Here is a 16,340-nt window from a genome sequence, read left to right as displayed (position 1 = left end):
GCAGGGAAGCGCCCTTCGCGCCGACCTGTTCCATAGCCGGCACGCGAACGATCCTCGTCCGCGAACGGCGCAGTATCCATGTCATACCATTCCATGGGGAGGCTAGAAAGAATGAGACACGCGAAGAAATGGGCAGGACTCGTATTGGCGCTCATCCTGGTGCTCGGCTTGGCGGCATGCGGAGGCAACGGCAACAACGGCGGCTCCGGAAACTCGGCGGACGCCGGCAGCGGCGGGGACGCGGGCGGCAACGGCGCCGGCAATGCCGACAGCGGCAATGCGAGCGGCAATGCGGGCGGCGACGCCGGCGGCATCGACACGAGCAAGTTCGAGACGATCACGTACGTCGTGCTCGGCGACAAGCCGAAGAACGGCCAGCTGGAGAAGGTCATGGAGAAGGTCAACGCCATCCTGAAGCAGAAGGTCAACGCGGAGCTGCAGTTCAAGTGGGTGGAATGGGCCGACTGGCAGACGAAATACAACCTGCTGCTCGCGTCCGGCGAGCCGCTCGACCTGATCACGATCGGCACCGACTGGCTCGACACGTGGGGCAACGCGCAGCGCGGCGCGTTCCTGCCGCTGAACGACCTGCTCGAGAAGTACGCGCCGCTCACGTACGCGGAAATTCCGCAGGAGGATTGGGACCAAAGCAAGTTCAAGGACGATATCGTCCTCATTCCGGAAGACCACTACACGCAATGGGTGAACCACGGCATCTATTACCGCGGCGATTGGGCGAAGCAGTTCGGCATCACGCAGCCGATCACCGATTTCGAGACGCTGGGCAAGTACTTCCAAGGCATCAAGGACAACATGAAGGACGTCATTCCTTGGGACGCGAACGGCACGAACGGCACGCTGTATACGGGCTTCGCGACGGCGTACACGGACAATATCGAGCTGCCGATCTCGACCGGGTACGCGGGCGTGTTCTACGGCAAGTCCTACGACGAGCGCTACACCGTCGACAGCCCGATCTTCAACGACACGTTCATCGATTTCGCCAAGCTGACGAAGCAGTGGGGCGACGCCGGCTACTGGCGCGAGGACGTGCTGAACTACAAGGGCGACACGCGCACGGAGCTGAAGGCCGGCCAGACGGGCACGGACGCGCACCATACGCAGACGTTCAAAGGCCTGCGCGTCGAGATGGATAAGCAGCAGCCGGGGTCCGAGCTGCAAATGTTCGCCTACTCCGACACGCGCGGCAACCTGATCTCCATGCCGATCACGCACGGCGGCACGTCCATCGGCGCGCACAGCAAGCATCCGGAGCGGGCGCTCATGGTTTACGATCTGATCCGCCAGGATCCGGAGCTGTACAAACTGATCAACTACGGGCTCGAAGGCGTGCAGTACGAAATCAAAGACGGCATCCGCACGCGCCCGGCGGGCTACGACGACGCGAAGAACGGCTTCTACACCGACTTCTGGGGCGGCCGCATCGACAAGAACGAAATTCCGTCGGATACCGACTGGAGCGGCATCGGCGATATCTACAAGAAGTACGACGGCATCAAGAAGCCGTTCCCGTACGGCAAGTTCGTCTTCGACAAAACGAACGTCGACGCCGAAATGACGGCCATCTCCCAAGTCGTCGGCGAGCAAATGCCGGCCATTCTGTTCGGCAAGGCGGGCGATCCGGAGAAGGCGGTCCAAGCGCTGCGCGACAAGCTGAAGGCGGCGGGCTACGACAAGGTGAAGGACGAAATCCAGAAGCAGCTCGACGCGTTCAAGGCGTCGGAGCAAGGCTAATCCGCGGCAGGCCGCGGGCGGCGGCCCCGGTCCGGCAGGGAGATCATCCCTGCCGGGCTTTTTTGCGTTCCGGCGGGCATCGGACATGGTCGAAGGCGCACCGGATCCGCACCGGAAATTTCTTGGTTGAGGTATGCTATAGATAATCCATATCCGTCGTCTTAAAGAGTGAAGGAGGCGATAAGCGTATGCCGCAAGAGGAAGGGCCGGCGAAGTTCCAGGCGTTGTTCCGGGAACATTACCCGTCGGTGCTGCGGAAAATCACCCTGCTCGTCGGGGACCGCGCCGCGGCCGAGGATTTGACGCAGGACGTGTTCCTGCGGCTCTACCGCAATCCGCCGGAAGACCTGGATCGCGCCGGCGCTTGGCTGCATCGCGTGCTGACCCGCATCGTGTACGACCATTACCGCAAGTCGGGCCGGGAAGCGAATTTGACGGAGAAGCTGCAGGCGATGTCCGAAGAGCGGTCGGTGCCGTCGAACGAGACGGCCGTCATTCAGAATTGGGAGCGGGAAGTCGTGCGCAATGTGCTGAACAAGCTGTCCGAGCGCGACCGCAACGCCTTATTAATGAAAGAAAAAGGCTACAGCCACGCCGAGATCGCCGAAGCGCTGCAGGTGAACCCCAAGATCGTCGGGACGCTGCTGATGCGCGCGACCAAGCGGCTGAAGAAAAATTTGCTGACGGAGGAGGCCATGGAGTCATGAACGAACGGAAGCAAGCGGACAAGCGCGGTCCCGAGCTCGACGTGACGGACGAACAGATCGAAGACGCGCTGAACCGATTGTTCAAGGCCGTGAAGGATGAGCCTGTACCAGAACGATGGAGGGAGAGATCGGAGATGGAAACGAAACCGGAAACGACGCCGGCCATGAAGCCGGCCATGCGGATGAATGAGGGGCAAGCGCCCGGAAGCTTGACGGCAAACGGGGGAATCGCGGATCCGTTCGGCTTGGAGGACGCGCAAGGAGAGCGGGCGCAGACCGCGCTCGCGCCGGGAGCCGCGCGGAAGCGGCGCCAGGCCAAGCGCAGATGGCTGTCGGCCGCGGCGGCCGTCGTCGTGGCCGGCACGATGCTGTTCACGTCCTGGGGCCAGGACGTCATGGCGGGCATGCTGAACACGTTCCGGGTGCAGCATTTCGAGACCGTGTCGTTCAGCCAGGCGGATCTGGACGGCTTCCGCGACGCGCTGGAGAACGGGACGATCGGCAAGCAGCAGCTCGATATGAGCCGGTACGGCGAGATCGAGCATAGCGGAGACGGGAAGCAGCGCGCCGTCGGGGCGGCGGAAGCGGAGACGCTTGCCGGACGCCCGCTGAAGCAGCTGCCCGGGGCCGATCTGAAGGCGATCGCGTACATGCCGCAGCAGCAGCTTACGTTCAAGCTGCATCCGAAGGAAATCAACAAGCTGATCGCGATGCTCGGCGGCAAGACGCAATTCCCGGCCGCGATCGACGACGAGGCGATTAAGCTGACGGTGCCGGGTAGCTTCTCGATGGATGTCCGCGATCCGAAGACCGGCGATGCGTCCAAGCATCTGATGCAGCTGCCGTCCCCGTCGCTGGACGTGCCGAGCGGCGTCGACGTCGACCAGATTCGCCAGGCGGTGCTCGACCTGCCGGTGCTGCCGGACGACCTGCGGACCAAGCTGGCCGCCATCGGCGACTGGCGGACGACGCTGCCGGTGCCGACGATCGAAGGCGAGGGCGATAAGCTGCACACCGTGACCATCGGCGGCCATGACGCCATCGTCTCGACGAACGGCCACGAGCGGATGCTGATCTGGCTCGAGAACGACTGGATGTACGTGCTCGGCGGCTCGACCGGCGTTTATCCGACCGAGGACGCCCTTATGAAGGAAGCCAAAGGATTGATGAAATGACGATGCTGGTCACGCGGGGACTCACCAAGACATACGCAGCCGGAACCGGGTGCCTCGATATTTCCTTGGAAATAAAACCCGGACAGATCTTCGGTCTGCTCGGTCCGAACGGAGCCGGCAAGAGCACGTTCGTGAAAATGGCCATCGGCCTGCTTCGGCCGGACGCCGGCAGCGGCACGATGCTCGGCAAGCCGATCGGCCATCCGGAATCGCGGCGGGGGCTTGGGTATTTACCCGAGCTTTTCCGCTTCCAGGATTGGCTGACGGGCGAGGAAGTGCTGCGCTACCACGCCGGGCTGTACGGCAAGACGCTGGGCGAGACACGCTCGCCGGCCATGGCGTCGCGGATCCGCGAGGTGCTGGCCATGACGGGCCTCGGCAAGCGCGGCCAGGACCGCGTGCGCCAATATTCGAAGGGGATGCAGCAGCGGCTCGGCCTCGCCTGCGCGCTGCTCATGAACCCGGAGCTCGTCATTCTCGACGAGCCGTCCTCCGCGCTCGATCCGATCGGGCGCTACGAGGTGCGGCAGCTGCTGGAGCGGCTGCGCGCCGAAGGGAAGACGGTGTTTCTGAACACGCACTTGCTCGAGGACGTGGAAGCCGTGTGCGACGAGGTGGCGTTCCTGCATCTCGGACGGCTGCGGGCGGTCGGCACCATGCGGGAGCTGCTGCACGCCGGCACGAGCTGGGAGACGACGGTCGGCGGCTGGCAGCCGGAGCTGGCGGAGGCGGTCGGACGCGGTCTGCTGCCCGGCATGTCGCTCTCGGCGGTCCGCCAGGAGGCGGACGGCAGCGCCGTCCTGCGCGTAACGGCGCATAACCGGGAGCAGATCGGGCACCTGAACCGGCTGCTGATCGAAGAGGGCGTGACGCTGTACGAAGTGAAGCCGGTCCAAGGGAAGCTGGAGGAATGGTTCCTGTCCATGACGGGCGCGACCGGATCCGCCGCGTCCGGCGACGCAGCCGGCGGGAAGGGGGACGCGGAACGATGATGTGGATCGCGTTCGCGGGGAAAGAACTGTTCCGCAAAAAAATCGTGCTCGTCACCGGCGTATTGACCCTGCTGTTCATCGGCATGTTCAACTTCGGTCTCTACAAAATGACGCACGCGGAACCGAGCGGGTTTCGCGCGCCCTTCGCCAGCCTGATCGACGGCATCGCGCTGCTCGCGGTCGGCCTGATGTTCGCGGGCATGATCGTCGCGTTTCTCGTCTTCTTCGCCACGATGGGCACGATTTCGGGCGAGATCGAGAACGGGCTCATGCTGGCGGTGTTGGCGCGGCCGATTCCGCGCTGGAAGGTTTACCTCGGCAAATATTTCGGCACGGGGTTCTGGATTTTCATTTACTGCACCGTGCTGTTCTTGGCCATTCTGCTGCCCGTTCACTTCATGGCCGACGTGCCGATGCAGGCCGGCAGCCTGTTCCGCTCCTGGCTGCTCTTCTGCTGGGGGCCGCAGCTGCTGCTCGCGCTGTCGCTGCTCGGCTCCTCGTATCTGCCGATGCTCGGCAACGGCGTGGCCTGCGCCATCCTGTACGGACTTAGCCTGTTCATGAACTTCGCGGAGTCCGTCTTCAACCTGAACGGCGGGAACGAGACGCTCAGCAGCATCTCGCTCATCGTCTCGATGTTCATGCCGGCGAACGCGCTGTTTTACCGGCTGACGTACGAGATCATCGGGGGGCTCGACGTGCCGCTGCTGCCGGACATGCTGAACATGCTCGGGCCGTTCTCGCCGTCCAACGCGCCGAGTCCGGCGTTCGTCGCGTATTCGGCCGCGTACTGGGCGGCGCTGTTGGCGCTCGGCTGCCGGGCCTTCAGGCGGAAGGACATCGCATAATCGCATCAACATGGGAGAAGGAGCGTTCGAACGACAATGGCACAACCGATCTTGCACGTGCAAGGCTTATGCAAGCATTATAAAGGGGTCAAGGCGGTCGACGGCGTCGACATGCGGCTGAACCCCGGCGACATTTACGGCTTCCTGGGGCAGAATGGCGCGGGGAAGACGACGACGATCCGCATGATGATGGGGCTGATCCGCCCGTCCTCGGGCTCCGTCAAGCTCTTCGGGGAGGAAATCAACGGCGGGGACACGGTACTGCGCAAGGTCGGCTCCGTGATCGAATATCCCGGCTTCTACCCCAACCTGACGGCGATCGAGAATCTGGAGATTCACCGCCGCTTGATGGGCGTCAAGGACAAGGGCGCGCTGGAGGATTCGCTGCGCACGACGGGACTGTGGGACGCGCGCAACCGCAAAGCGTCGAACTTCTCGCTCGGCATGAAGCAGCGGCTCGGCATCGCGCGGGCGATTCTGCACCGGCCGGAGCTGCTCATCCTCGACGAACCGACGAACGGCCTCGATCCGATGGGGATCAAGGAGATGCGGCAGCTCATTCAGGAGCTGGCCCAGAAGCGGAACATTACGATTCTCGTGTCCAGCCATATCCTGAGCGAGGTCGAGCAGCTGGCGACGAAGGTGGGCATCATCCACCGCGGCGTCATGCTCGAGGAAGCGACGATGCAGGAGCTGAAGCACAAGAATCGCCAATATATCGGCCTGCAGGTCGACGATTTCGCGAAGTCGCAGGATCTGCTGCGCGATGAGCTCGGCGTCCGGGACTGCCGGCTGGAGGACGACGGCTGGCTGCGCGTCTACGACGAAGGGAAGCAGCCGTCCGAGATGAACCGGCTGCTCGTCCGCGAAGGCATCGAGGTCAGCAGCCTGGTCGCGATGAAGGATTCGCTCGAAGACTACTTCGTTCGCCTGGTGGAAGGAGGTGCCGCGCATGCTTGATTTGATCGCTTGCGAATGGCTGAAATGGAAACGGTCGCGCATGCTGTGGCTCGTGCTGCTGGGCGCGCTGCTGCCGGCGCTGCTCGTGTTCCTCGTCCAGCTGAACGCCGCGGCCCAAGGCCAGCCGTTCCAATGGAAGGATTATTTCGAGATAACGCTGCAAATCATGGCGATGCTCATGTGCCCGGCCCTCTTCTCGCTGCTTATCGGCTACTTGTTCGCCCGCGAGTTTCAGGAGCGGACGGTCAACAACATGCTGACGGGACCGCATTCGCGGCTTGCCGTGCTGACGGCCAAATTCATCATCGCGTTCCCGGTGCTGCTCGCCGTCATGCTGCTGACGTTCGTGCTCGTGCTCGGCTCCGGGCTCGTCTTCCACGGCGCGGCTTCGTCGCTGACGATGAAGCTGTTCCTGGACGAAGCGGGCAAGTACGGCCTGCTGCTGCTCCTGCAGTACGCGCTGGCGCCGATCTCGGCGGCGGTCGCCCTGCTCTGGCGCAGCTACATTCCGGCGATGGGGCTCGGCATCTTCGCCGTCATCTCGGAGCTGACCATCATGCAGTCCAAGTACATCATGTATTATCCGTGGAGCGCGACGCTGAACCTGACGACGAACCTGTCGCCGAGCATGAATTCGGCCGCGGTCGGATATACGACGATGGCGATCGCGTTCGTCGTGCCGCTGCTGTTCATCGCCGCGTACTTCCGCAAGGCGGACGTGCACAGCGGGTAAGGCGCCCGGCGGATGGGAACGGGCAGAGGTCGCGGGCGGAAGGTCGCCTGCGCCGTGCCGCGCGAAGAATAAGGATAGGAATAAGGATAGGAATAAGGATAGGAATAAGGATAGGAATAAGGATAGGAATAAGGATAGGAATAAGGATAGGAATAAGGATAGAAAGAAGGATAGGAAGACGAGCGTCAAGGCCAAGGCCCTGGCGCTCTTTTGTCGTCTCGGGCTGCGAGTGCCGGTCATCGTTCCTGCCGGAACGCTTGCGGCGATTTGCCCGCATGCCGGCGGAACAGCCGGGAGAAGTAGTGGACGGAGCTGAAGCCGTACTTCTCGGCGATTTGCGCGACGGTCAGGTTCGAGGAACGGAGATCGTCCTTCGCCCGGTTGACCAGAAACCGGTTCATGTAGTGAATCGGCGACGCGCCGGTCGTCCGCTTGAACAGCTCGAAGAAGTAGCCGCGGCTTAAGCCCAGCCCTTCGGCGTACGTCTCCGGCGGAACGCGCAGGCCGTTCAGCAGATCCTCTTCGATCCGCGCGAGCAGCTTCGTGACGCGCGGGTCGGGAATGTCGTTTTCATGCAGCGCGTAGTTCAGGAATTGGTCGATGAACCGCATGAAGCGGCTTTGGGCGGAGAGGCTGCGGATGAACGTCCGTTCCGTCGTATGCTCGTTCGGCGTGTAGCAGGGCTGCAGCAGCTCGATCCAGCCGCGGAGCGAGGCGCCGACCTGCATGACGTTCGGCATGGAATGCGGGAACGGTTCGCCGACCAGCTCGCGCCGCAAGGACGCCGCCTCGTACGCGATCGGGCCGGCCGCGTCCGGGAACGCCGCGGTCCGGTCGACGTAACGCCAGTCGAAATAGCAGCAGGCGTGCGTCATCGGCGCGTCGCGGCTCGAGGCCCAGTCGTGGCGGCGGCCGGCCTCCGCGTAGACCAGCATGCCGGGCAGCGCCTCGTACTCGCGGCCGTCCAGCCGGAATATGCCGCGCCCTTCGGTCACGAAGTAGATCGACGCCGAATAGCAGTGCCGGTTCAGGCTGGCTTGTCCGGGGTAGAACGCATACCGCGTCGCGTAATAGACGTAGGGATGAAAGCGGGCGAAATCCATGGCGGGGCGGACCTCCTCGGCGGCATCGGGCAATTGACCTGACGATCGTGCAACAAGCTGACTGTGCGCTAAATACACGCGAAGCGCGTTCGTTTACAGTATCACTATAGCACATTCACTACGATCCGAAGGGACTGACAAGCATGGAAAACGACATGATATTGCTGAACGACGCGCAGGTGGCCGAGTTTACCGTCAACGGGTACTTGGTGCTTCGCAACGAATTACCGAAGGCGCTGCACGACGGCGTCATGCGGCAGATCGATTTCGTCCTCGGGGAGGAAGGCAACCCGGGGAACAATATTTTGCCGCGCGTGCCGGATATCGGCAAGTTCTTCGAGACGCCGGTCGTGCGAGGCGCGCTGACGAGCCTGCTCGGACCTGACTATTATATGCATCCCCACCGGCATATGCATTACAACCAGCCGGGCAACCAGGCGCCGGGCGGCGGTCAATGGCATAAGGACGGCTACTGGTCGTCGATGCGCAGCCACCGTCCGTGGTGGGTCATGCTGTTCTATTATACGCAGGACATTACCGAGGACATGGGCCCGACCGCCATCATGCCGCGCTCGCAGTACGGCGAGAAGTTCCCGGGCCGGGAATCGGTGCTGCCGGCGGGCAAGGCGGGCACGATCGCGCTCGTGCACTTCGACCTGTGGCATAAAGCGTCGCTCAACACGTCGCAGCTGGACCGCTACATGCTGAAGTTCCAATTCGTGCGCCTGCGGGAGCCGGCCGCGCCGAGCTGGAACCACGACGCGAATGTCGCGCCGGCGTTCCCGGCCTATCTGCCGGACGGCCATCTGAACCTATGGCAGGATGTATGGCGCTGGCTGCTCGGAAGCGAAGGGCGGGCGTCGGAGGCCGCTTTTGCCGCCGGAACGCTCGGCGAGGCGTCGCCGGCCGAGCTGGACGCGCGGCTGTCCGCCGAGGACGCGGCCGTTCGCGCCCGAGCGGCGGACCGGCTCGGCCTGCTCGGCGAAGCCGCCGCGGGGAGCGCCGCGAAGCTCGGCGAGCGGGTCCGCGACGCGGCCGAGGATGTCGGCCTGAACGCGGCGTACGCGCTCGGCCGGCTCGGCGCGGCCGGGACGGCCGAGCTGCTCGCGCAGCTGCGGAGCGGCTCGAAGCCGGCGGCGCAGCGCGCGGCGTACGGCCTCCAGGCGGCGGGCGCGGCCGCGCTGCCCGGCCTGACGGACGCGCTCCGCGATGCCGGCGAGCACGCGCGGGGGCTTGCCGCGTTCGCGCTCGGCATGAACGGCGCGGCCGCCGCGCCGGCGGTGCCGGCGCTGATCGAGGCGCTCGGGGACGCGAGCGAATGGGTGCGCCGCAACGCCGCGGAGGCGCTCGGCATGATCGGCGAGCCGGCCGAGCTGACGGTGCCGGCGCTCGTCGCGCTCCTGAAGGCGTCGGTCGAGGAAGAAGCACAGGCCGAGGAAAGCGGCGCCTCCGCCAATCCGAGCGCGTACGTCGCCAATCAAGACTACATCGCCAATAAGCTCGGCTACACGGCGGCGTTATCGCTGCTGCGCATCGGCAGGCTGGGCGATCCCGCGGTCGTCGTCTCCGGCCTGCGGGTCGGCCTCGACAGCCGCGACCGCTATACCCGGGCGTACGCGTTCGAAGCGCTGACGGCGATTCGCACGCCCGAAGCGGTCGACTGGCTCATCCGCTACTACCGCATCGCCCGCTGGTGTCCGGACACGCATAAGGCGAGCACGTTCTAACCGCCGCGCCGCCGGCGGCGCCCCTTCATGCGCGGCTTGCTTCTTGTTTCGGTCGCGTCAAGCGGAAGGCGCGCAATCGCCCCGAGAACGCAAAAATTGAGCGTTGACCTGCCCCGGGTACGGGGTTATGCTAACCGTTGAAGCAGCTTACGAGCCGGTCCCGGCCGGCGCTCGGAAAAATCAACGGTTAGAGGTGACGATTTGAACGGTTCTTGGCGCAAACAATGGACGTCGGACGTGAAACTGAACGTGCTCGCGGGCATTACGGCCACGCTGGCCCTGATTCCGGACTCGCTGGCATTCTCGTTCATGGCGGGCGTTCCGCCGACGGTCGGCATTTACGCATCGATCTGCATCCTGCTCGTCATTACGTTTCTCGGCGGGCGGCCCGGCATGATCTCCGCCGCCGCGGGTTCGATGGCGGTGCTGATGCTGACGCTCGTGAAGGAGCACGGCATCGCCTACTTGTTCGCGGCGACGGTGCTGACGGGCGTCTTGCAATATTTGATGGGCGTCTTCAAGCTCGGCAAGTTGGTGAACTACGTACCGAAGCCGGTGCTGACGGGCTTCGTCAACGCCCTGGCGATTCTGATCTTCATGTCGCAGCTGCGGTATTTCGAGCATGCGAACTGGACGATGTACGCGCTGGCGGCCGCGGCGCTGCTCATCATCTACGTGCTGCCGCGCTTCTTCAAAGCCGTGCCGTCGCCGCTCGCGGCCGTCGTCCTGCTGACGATCGCCGTCTGGGCATTCGGCATCCACGACGTGAACCGGATCGGCGACATCGCGGCGATCGACGTGTCGCTGCCGTCGTTCCTGCTGCCGGACGTGCCGTTCACGTGGGAGACGCTGGGCATCATTTTGCCGTATTCGCTGTCGCTGGCCGTCGTCGGCTTCACGGAGACGATGCTGACGCAGAATTTGCTCGACGAGACGACGGGGGAGCGGACGGACAAGAACCGCGAGATGCGCGGCCAAGGCATCGCGAACTTCGTCGCCGGCTTCTTCGGCGGCATGGCCGGCTGCGCCCTCGTGGCGGAATCCGTGCTGAACGTGCGCATGGGCGGCCGGAACCGGTTGTCCACGCTCGTCGCCGCGCTGTTCCTGCTGCTGCTCGTCGTCGTGCTGGGCGACCTGCTGTCGCTCGTGCCGATGGCCGCGCTCGTCGGCATCATGCTGATGGTGTGCGCGGCGATCTTCGATTGGAAGTCGATCTTCAACGTGCGCGAGGTGCCCATAGCGGAAACCGTAGTCATGGTCCTTACCGTCGCGGCGGTCGTCGCGACGCATGACTTGGCGGTCGGCGTCATCGTCGGCGTCGTCGCGAGCGGCATCTTCACGCTGATTCTGCGCCGATCCCGGGGACGGGAGCGGAATCGCGCCTTCGAAGGGTAGGGATGGGGATGCCGGACGGCGGCCTTTACGAGACGCGGTGGCGGACGGACGGGGATTACCGTCCGAAAATCGTCGCGTACTATTACAAGCAGTGGGACGACTTCCATATGGCGTTCCATACGCACGACTGGACGGAATTCATGTACGTCCTCTCCGGAACGTGCACGGTCGAGACGCCCGGCGGCGCGATGGCGATGCGCAAGGGCGATCTCATCCTGCTGGATGCCGGGGTGTCCCACAAGCTGATCGTCGGCAAGGATAGTCCGTGCCGGATGCTGAACGTCGAATTCTCGTTCAAGCCCTGCGACGGCATATTCCCGTCCATGAAGCAGCTGGCCGACAGCGACGCCGAATTCGCGGCGTTCTTGGCGCGCGGGCTCGGCACGATCGTGCTGCGGGATTCCGCGGACGTACAGCAGATTCTGAAAAGCCTCGTGCTGGAGCTCGATATCGGCGGCGCGGGCGCGGGCAAAGAGAACATGACGAACCTGCTCATCTCCCAGCTGCTCGTCCGCGTCGCGCGATTGACGGCGGAAGGCGCCGAGGACGGCCCCGACCGGCAGATTCACCGCTACGTCCGCATCGCGGCGGAGTACATCCACCAGCATTACGACTGCGACATTCAGGCGAAGGACATCGCGGCGGCGGTCAATTTGCACCCGGTCTACCTGCAGCGGATTTTCAAGGCGAACATCGGCGTGTCCCTGTCGGAATACTTGGCGGAGCTGCGCGTGGAGAAAGCGAAGATGCTGCTGGCCCGCACCGACGTGCCGATCATCGATATCGCCGATTACGTCGGCTTGAACAGTCGCCAATATTTCAGCATGCTGTTCAAAAAGATGACCGGCTTGTCGCCCGCCGCGTACCGCAAGTCGCAAGCGTCCATTCAAGCGTTCTCCGGAGAGCCCGAAGCCGGGAGTACCGGAAGTTGAGATAGTTGACATCTCGCCCGCAAACCCGTTGCAAATGTGGAAACGCCTTCTTTTCTTGCCTGCTACAATGAGGGTAGCGAGATTCACCACCCCCAAACGGCGAAGAGGAGGCTTTTTTCATGTCTTTTAAAGTAGCGTTTGTCGGCGCGGGCAGCATCGGCTTTACGCGCGGCTTGATGCGCGATTTGCTCGCGGTGCCGGAGTTCAAGGACATTCAAGTTGCGTTTACAGACATTAACGCGCACAATCTCGACATGGTGACGCAGCTCGTCCAGCGGGATATCAACGAGAACGGCTTGTCCATCGAGATTCAGGCGACGACGGACCGGCGCGAAGCGCTGAAGGACGCGCGGTATGTGTTCTGCGTCGTGCGCATCGGCGGCCTGGAAGCGTTCCAGCATGACGTCGACATTCCGCTCAAGTACGGCGTCGACCAATGCGTCGGCGACACGCTGTGCGCCGGGGGCATCATGTACGGCCAGCGCGGCATCGCGGCGATGCTCGAGATCTGCAAGGACATCCGCGAAGTGGCCGAGCCGAATGCGCTGCTGCTCAACTATGCCAATCCGATGGCCATGCTGACGTGGGCTTGCAACAAGTACGGCGGCGTCCGCACGATCGGCCTGTGCCACGGCGTGCAGGGCGGCCATCACCAGATCGCGCGCGCCCTCGGCCTCGAGAAGAAGGACGTCGACATCATCTGCGCGGGCATCAATCACCAGACATGGTACGTGTCCGTCAAGACGAACGGCGTCGATCGCACCGGCGACCTGCTGGAAGCGTTCGAAAATCATCCGGAATTCAAGCAGACGGAGAAGGTGCGCATCGACATGCTGCGCCGGTTCGGCTACTATTCCACGGAATCGAACGGCCATTTAAGCGAATACGTGCCGTGGTACCGCAAGCGTCCGGACGAGATCAAAGACTGGATCGACCTCGGCAGCTGGATCAACGGCGAGACCGGCGGCTACCTGCGCGTCTGCACGGAAGGCCGCAACTGGTTCGAGACGGATTTCCCGAATTGGATGAAGTCCGACCCGTACGTCTACTCGGCCGAGAAGCGCGGCGAAGAGCACGGTTCCTACATCATCGAAGGGCTGGAAACCGGCCGCGTCTATCGCGGGCACTTCAACGTCGTGAATAACGGCGTCATTACGAACCTGCCGGATGATGCCATCATCGAAGCGCCGGGCTACGTCGATCGCAACGGCATCAACATGCCGGTCGTCGGAGACCTGCCTCTCGGCTGCGCCGCCGTGTGCAACGTCAGCATCTCCGTGCAGCGGCTGGCCGTGGAAGCCGCCGTCCGCGGCGACGACAAGCTGCTGCGCCAGGCGATGATGATGGATCCGCTCGTGGGCGCGGTCTGCAATCCGAAGGAGATCTGGCAGATGGTCGACGAGATGCTGGTCGCGCAGGCGACATGGCTGCCGCAGTATACGGCCGCGATCGAAGCGGCGGAGCGGCGGCTGGCATCGGGCGACCGCGTGCCGACGCGCGAAGGGTACCAAGGGGCGGCGCGTCTCAAGACCAAGACGGTCGAAGAGCTGATGCAGGACCGCGAAGCGGCGACCCGCAATGCCGGCGAGTCCGACAAGGCGAAGGAACGTCCGGCGGCCGCGCACTGAAATCGTACCTCCTGACAAAAGGCTCCGCACGCTACGGTGGATAACACCGGGCATGCGGAGCCTTTTTACGGCAAACGGCGGATTAACGTTTCGGATAAAGGGCATAATCGACCGAAGTCGGTACATCGATCAGGATGAGCCGCAGCGGCGCGTCCTGCTTGGCGGAGAGGACGACCTCGTCCGCGCGGTCCGCCCGCACGAGGATGAAGTCCTTGTGCTTCACGTCGGTCCGGTTGTCCGGCTGTCCTGCGTAGGACCATGTACCGTCGCCGCGAATGGCAAGCGCCGTCAGCGTGCGGCCATCCTCGACCGGATGGCGATAAACGGCGCCCGGCGCGAGCTCGACGTCCCACATGCGGGCATCGGCGACGATGGCGATCGGCGAGCCTTCGCCGATGACGGTTTTCTGCGTGAAGCCTTCGCCCGCGCGAATCGGGAAATCCTCATGCTCGTACTGATGATAGGTCGGCGTCGTTTTGAGCGCTTCTTGGATCGAGGGCTCGAACCAGATTTGGAAGCCTTCCATGTCCGGGCCGATGAAGCGTTCCTCGTGGCTGACGCCGGAGCCGGTCTGCATGAGCTGCACCCCGCCGGCGCCGATGCTGCTCTTCGTGCCGAGCGTATCGCCGTGCTCCGCTTTGCCGGCCACGACGTACGTCATGATTTCGAAGGCTTGATGCGGATGAAGCGGAATATACCCGTCGTTTTGGGCATGCGCCCAAGCCCAGTAGAACAGCGTGCTGACCCGTTTCACGACGGAGCCTTCGCCGGAGAAGCCGATCGGCTTCTGCTCGGTGATATTCCCGCCGTCAAAAGCGCCTTTCGCCTGTAAAGTCGGACCGTATACGAGCGTTTGCATCTTGCATGCCTCCTGTTTGTTGTGGCTTTCGTCCATCGAGTTTTTTTGCGCCGCGCTTTAAGGAATCGCGTATTCGCCGGGCCCGACGAGCGCGACGCCGATGGCGACGGCGATTAGAATGACGTTATATTCCATGCCGTTCTGCCTGACCCAGTAGCCGTGCCGGAAGTGGATGGACGCGATCGCGCCGAGCATCGTCAGCACGATGAGCACGGCGGCGACGACCACCCATAAGCCGAGCGCGAACAACAGGCCGCCGAACAGTTCGGCCAATCCCGCCAGCAGCGCGATCGCGAGTCCGGGCTTTAAGCCAATGGAACTCATCCAGCCGCCGGTGCTCTTCAGGCCGTAGCCCCCGAACCAGCCGAACAGCTTCTGCGTGCCGTGTCCGGCCAGCGTCAACCCGACCGCCAGCCGAATAATCAATAATCCGAGCGCGATACCGATTGCGATCTCCTCCGAGGGGATGCGCGCATCCCGAATGTTTTCGAGTCCGTTCATGCTGCCGGCCGTTCGCGCGTCTCCATGCCGGCGGGCGTTCGCTACGTAAAACTGTTCTGCGCGGCGATCCCCAACTTTTTTAGCAGTTCGATCGCTTGGCGCTGTTCGTCCGGCGTTAGGCCGTGCACCGCATTTGCGATCGCCTCGGTATGGGGCGGGAAGGCTTCCTCGATGAACCGGTTCCCTTCCTCCGTGATTTCCGCGAACGTGACGCGGCGGTCGGTCGGGCACGCTTTCCGCTTGGCGAGCCCCTTGTCGGCCAGCTTGTCGATCACGTACGTAATATTGCCGCTCGTCATAAGGATCTTCTCGCCGATTTGCTGCAGAGGCTGCTCCCCTTTATGGTACAACAGCTCCAGAACTGCGAATTCCGTCGGGTTCAGCCCGCGTTTGCGGATATCCTGATGCACGTGGGCGGTGACCCATTGATGCGCCCGGGAAAGCGTGATAAACAACCGGAGTTCGTTCTCTCGGTCGGTTGCCGTCATGTGATGACACCTCGCTCGCTTCGTTTTCTCAATATTCATTATCTTTATTTAAAGATAAATCTTTTCGGTCGAAAAGTCAAGCCGGTTCGCGGGGGGGAGGCTGTTGTCCATTCGAGCCAGTCAGCGTCATCCGGCAGTCTCGGGCCGGGGGATTCGGCGACCAATCGATGCAGCGGATATATTAATGAAGAAACGGGTAAAAGAAAGCTTGACTGCCTATGCGAATGCGGCCCGAAAGCAGGCAAAAACGTTGTCTCGTAGATGAAGGCGCCGCGGCAGCGACGGGATCGCGGAAGCAGCGAAAAGACATGATGGACCGCGGGACGCTGCAGAGGATGGTTCTAACCAAAAGAGTATGAGGAGGAGGGAAGAGCTGAGGAGGAGAGAATAGCGATTGCAGACGATTCGAACCGCATGGTCGGCGGCATGGCACATATCCTAGAACCCGGGGACTTCAGCCGAAACGGATTAAATCCGCGAGCCGGGCCTGACATTGCCAGGAAAAACGAATTTTTTCTTCATTATATATAGGAAAAC

The 16,340-nt window shown here is 63.0% G+C and carries 15 protein-coding genes; 11 read left to right on the top strand and 4 right to left on the bottom strand.

The window, feature by feature from the left end; translation table 11 throughout:
• Nucleotides 1-111 precede the first annotated feature (111 nt).
• The 7 genes from BMZ79_RS24035 to BMZ79_RS24005 all read left to right on the top strand — a co-directional run bounded on the left by BMZ79_RS24035 (nt 112) and on the right by BMZ79_RS24005 (nt 7,170).
• Nucleotides 112-1,755 carry an ABC transporter substrate-binding protein gene (locus BMZ79_RS24035; RefSeq protein ID WP_090644954.1) on the top strand — a complete coding sequence of 548 codons (1,644 nt, stop codon included), beginning with the start codon at nt 112-114 and terminating at the stop codon, nt 1,753-1,755.
• 188 nt (nt 1,756-1,943) lie between these two features.
• Nucleotides 1,944-2,462 (top strand): sigma-70 family RNA polymerase sigma factor, encoded by a 519-nt coding sequence (locus BMZ79_RS24030; RefSeq protein WP_090644951.1) that lies wholly within the window; start codon nt 1,944-1,946, stop codon nt 2,460-2,462.
• Nucleotides 2,459-3,637, top strand: a complete 1,179-nt coding sequence (locus tag BMZ79_RS24025) for a hypothetical protein (protein WP_090644947.1) — start codon at nt 2,459-2,461, stop codon at nt 3,635-3,637. The genes BMZ79_RS24030 and BMZ79_RS24025 overlap by 4 nt, the downstream gene beginning before the upstream one ends.
• On the top strand, nt 3,634-4,629 hold the full coding sequence (locus BMZ79_RS24020; RefSeq protein ID WP_090644944.1) for an ABC transporter ATP-binding protein: 996 nt from the start codon (nt 3,634-3,636) through the stop codon (nt 4,627-4,629). Before BMZ79_RS24025 ends, BMZ79_RS24020 begins: the two co-directional genes overlap by 4 nt.
• Nucleotides 4,626-5,477 carry an ABC transporter permease gene (locus tag BMZ79_RS24015; RefSeq protein ID WP_177222297.1) on the top strand — a complete coding sequence of 284 codons (852 nt, stop codon included), beginning with the start codon at nt 4,626-4,628 and terminating at the stop codon, nt 5,475-5,477. Before BMZ79_RS24020 ends, BMZ79_RS24015 begins: the two co-directional genes overlap by 4 nt.
• 36 nt (nt 5,478-5,513) lie before the next feature.
• Nucleotides 5,514-6,437, top strand: coding sequence for an ABC transporter ATP-binding protein (locus BMZ79_RS24010; RefSeq protein ID WP_090644938.1), 924 nt, complete (start codon nt 5,514-5,516; stop codon nt 6,435-6,437).
• Nucleotides 6,430-7,170, top strand: a complete 741-nt coding sequence (locus tag BMZ79_RS24005; RefSeq protein ID WP_090644934.1) for an ABC transporter permease — start codon at nt 6,430-6,432, stop codon at nt 7,168-7,170. The genes BMZ79_RS24010 and BMZ79_RS24005 overlap by 8 nt, the downstream gene beginning before the upstream one ends.
• Before the next feature lie 236 nt (nt 7,171-7,406).
• On the opposite strand, the gene BMZ79_RS24000 is transcribed toward BMZ79_RS24005, so the two are convergent.
• Nucleotides 7,407-8,273 (bottom strand): AraC family transcriptional regulator, encoded by an 867-nt coding sequence (locus BMZ79_RS24000; protein ID WP_090644931.1) that lies wholly within the window; start codon nt 8,271-8,273, stop codon nt 7,407-7,409.
• Between the two features lie 143 nt (nt 8,274-8,416).
• Here BMZ79_RS24000 and BMZ79_RS23995 point away from each other — a divergent pair, with 143 nt between their 5' ends.
• From BMZ79_RS23995 to BMZ79_RS23980, 4 genes are all read left to right on the top strand, one after another.
• Nucleotides 8,417-10,000: a HEAT repeat domain-containing protein gene (locus tag BMZ79_RS23995; RefSeq protein ID WP_090644928.1), complete on the top strand. Its 1,584-nt coding sequence runs from the start codon at nt 8,417-8,419 to the stop codon at nt 9,998-10,000.
• A gap of 201 nt (nt 10,001-10,201) precedes the next feature.
• Nucleotides 10,202-11,395, top strand: coding sequence for a SulP family inorganic anion transporter (locus BMZ79_RS23990; RefSeq protein WP_256253065.1), 1,194 nt, complete (start codon nt 10,202-10,204; stop codon nt 11,393-11,395).
• Between the two features lie 2 nt (nt 11,396-11,397).
• Nucleotides 11,398-12,327, top strand: a complete 930-nt coding sequence (locus BMZ79_RS23985) for a helix-turn-helix domain-containing protein (RefSeq protein ID WP_371263782.1) — start codon at nt 11,398-11,400, stop codon at nt 12,325-12,327.
• A 119-nt stretch (nt 12,328-12,446) separates the two neighbouring features.
• Complete coding sequence (locus BMZ79_RS23980) at nt 12,447-13,955, top strand: alpha-glucosidase/alpha-galactosidase (RefSeq protein ID WP_090644922.1); 1,509 nt, start codon at nt 12,447-12,449, stop codon at nt 13,953-13,955.
• A gap of 82 nt (nt 13,956-14,037) precedes the next feature.
• Here the strand turns inward: BMZ79_RS23980 and BMZ79_RS23975 are convergent, their stop codons facing one another.
• The 3 genes from BMZ79_RS23975 to BMZ79_RS23965 are packed head-to-tail and all read right to left on the bottom strand — an operon-like array spanning nt 14,038 to nt 15,803.
• A complete protein-coding gene (locus BMZ79_RS23975) occupies nt 14,038-14,814 on the bottom strand; it encodes a pirin family protein (RefSeq protein WP_090644919.1) in 777 nt (258 codons plus the stop codon).
• Nucleotides 14,815-14,871: 57 nt separating this feature from the next.
• Entirely contained in the window at nt 14,872-15,315 is a 444-nt protein-coding gene (locus BMZ79_RS23970) for a DoxX family protein (protein ID WP_090644918.1), read from the bottom strand.
• A gap of 41 nt (nt 15,316-15,356) precedes the next feature.
• The gene (locus BMZ79_RS23965) at nt 15,357-15,803 is read right to left on the bottom strand and encodes a MarR family winged helix-turn-helix transcriptional regulator (protein ID WP_090644915.1); all 447 of its coding nucleotides are present in this window, start codon (nt 15,801-15,803) and stop codon (nt 15,357-15,359) included.
• Nucleotides 15,804-16,340: the final 537 nt, after the last annotated feature.

The sequence above is a fragment of the Paenibacillus sp. UNC496MF genome (assembly GCF_900113915.1).
Lineage (GTDB): Bacteria > Bacillota > Bacilli > Paenibacillales > Paenibacillaceae > Paenibacillus_Z > Paenibacillus_Z artemisiicola.
Note: the sequence above shows the minus strand (reverse complement) of the source record. Positions and strands in the feature narration are given on the sequence as shown.

Coding starts and splice junctions, on each gene's coding strand:
- BMZ79_RS23975 (WP_090644919.1), bottom strand. CDS start 14,814: ATGCAAACGCTCGTATACGGTCCGACTTTACAGGCGAAAGGCGCTTTT.
- BMZ79_RS24005 (WP_090644934.1), top strand. CDS start 6,430: ATGCTTGATTTGATCGCTTGCGAATGGCTGAAATGGAAACGGTCGCGC.
- BMZ79_RS24020 (WP_090644944.1), top strand. CDS start 3,634: ATGACGATGCTGGTCACGCGGGGACTCACCAAGACATACGCAGCCGGA.
- BMZ79_RS24010 (WP_090644938.1), top strand. CDS start 5,514: ATGGCACAACCGATCTTGCACGTGCAAGGCTTATGCAAGCATTATAAA.
- BMZ79_RS23965 (WP_090644915.1), bottom strand. CDS start 15,803: ATGACGGCAACCGACCGAGAGAACGAACTCCGGTTGTTTATCACGCTT.
- BMZ79_RS23970 (WP_090644918.1), bottom strand. CDS start 15,315: ATGAACGGACTCGAAAACATTCGGGATGCGCGCATCCCCTCGGAGGAG.
- BMZ79_RS24000 (WP_090644931.1), bottom strand. CDS start 8,273: ATGGATTTCGCCCGCTTTCATCCCTACGTCTATTACGCGACGCGGTAT.
- BMZ79_RS24035 (WP_090644954.1), top strand. CDS start 112: ATGAGACACGCGAAGAAATGGGCAGGACTCGTATTGGCGCTCATCCTG.
- BMZ79_RS23985 (WP_371263782.1), top strand. CDS start 11,398: ATGGGGATGCCGGACGGCGGCCTTTACGAGACGCGGTGGCGGACGGAC.
- BMZ79_RS23995 (WP_090644928.1), top strand. CDS start 8,417: ATGGAAAACGACATGATATTGCTGAACGACGCGCAGGTGGCCGAGTTT.
- BMZ79_RS23980 (WP_090644922.1), top strand. CDS start 12,447: ATGTCTTTTAAAGTAGCGTTTGTCGGCGCGGGCAGCATCGGCTTTACG.
- BMZ79_RS24030 (WP_090644951.1), top strand. CDS start 1,944: ATGCCGCAAGAGGAAGGGCCGGCGAAGTTCCAGGCGTTGTTCCGGGAA.
- BMZ79_RS24015 (WP_177222297.1), top strand. CDS start 4,626: ATGATGTGGATCGCGTTCGCGGGGAAAGAACTGTTCCGCAAAAAAATC.
- BMZ79_RS24025 (WP_090644947.1), top strand. CDS start 2,459: ATGAACGAACGGAAGCAAGCGGACAAGCGCGGTCCCGAGCTCGACGTG.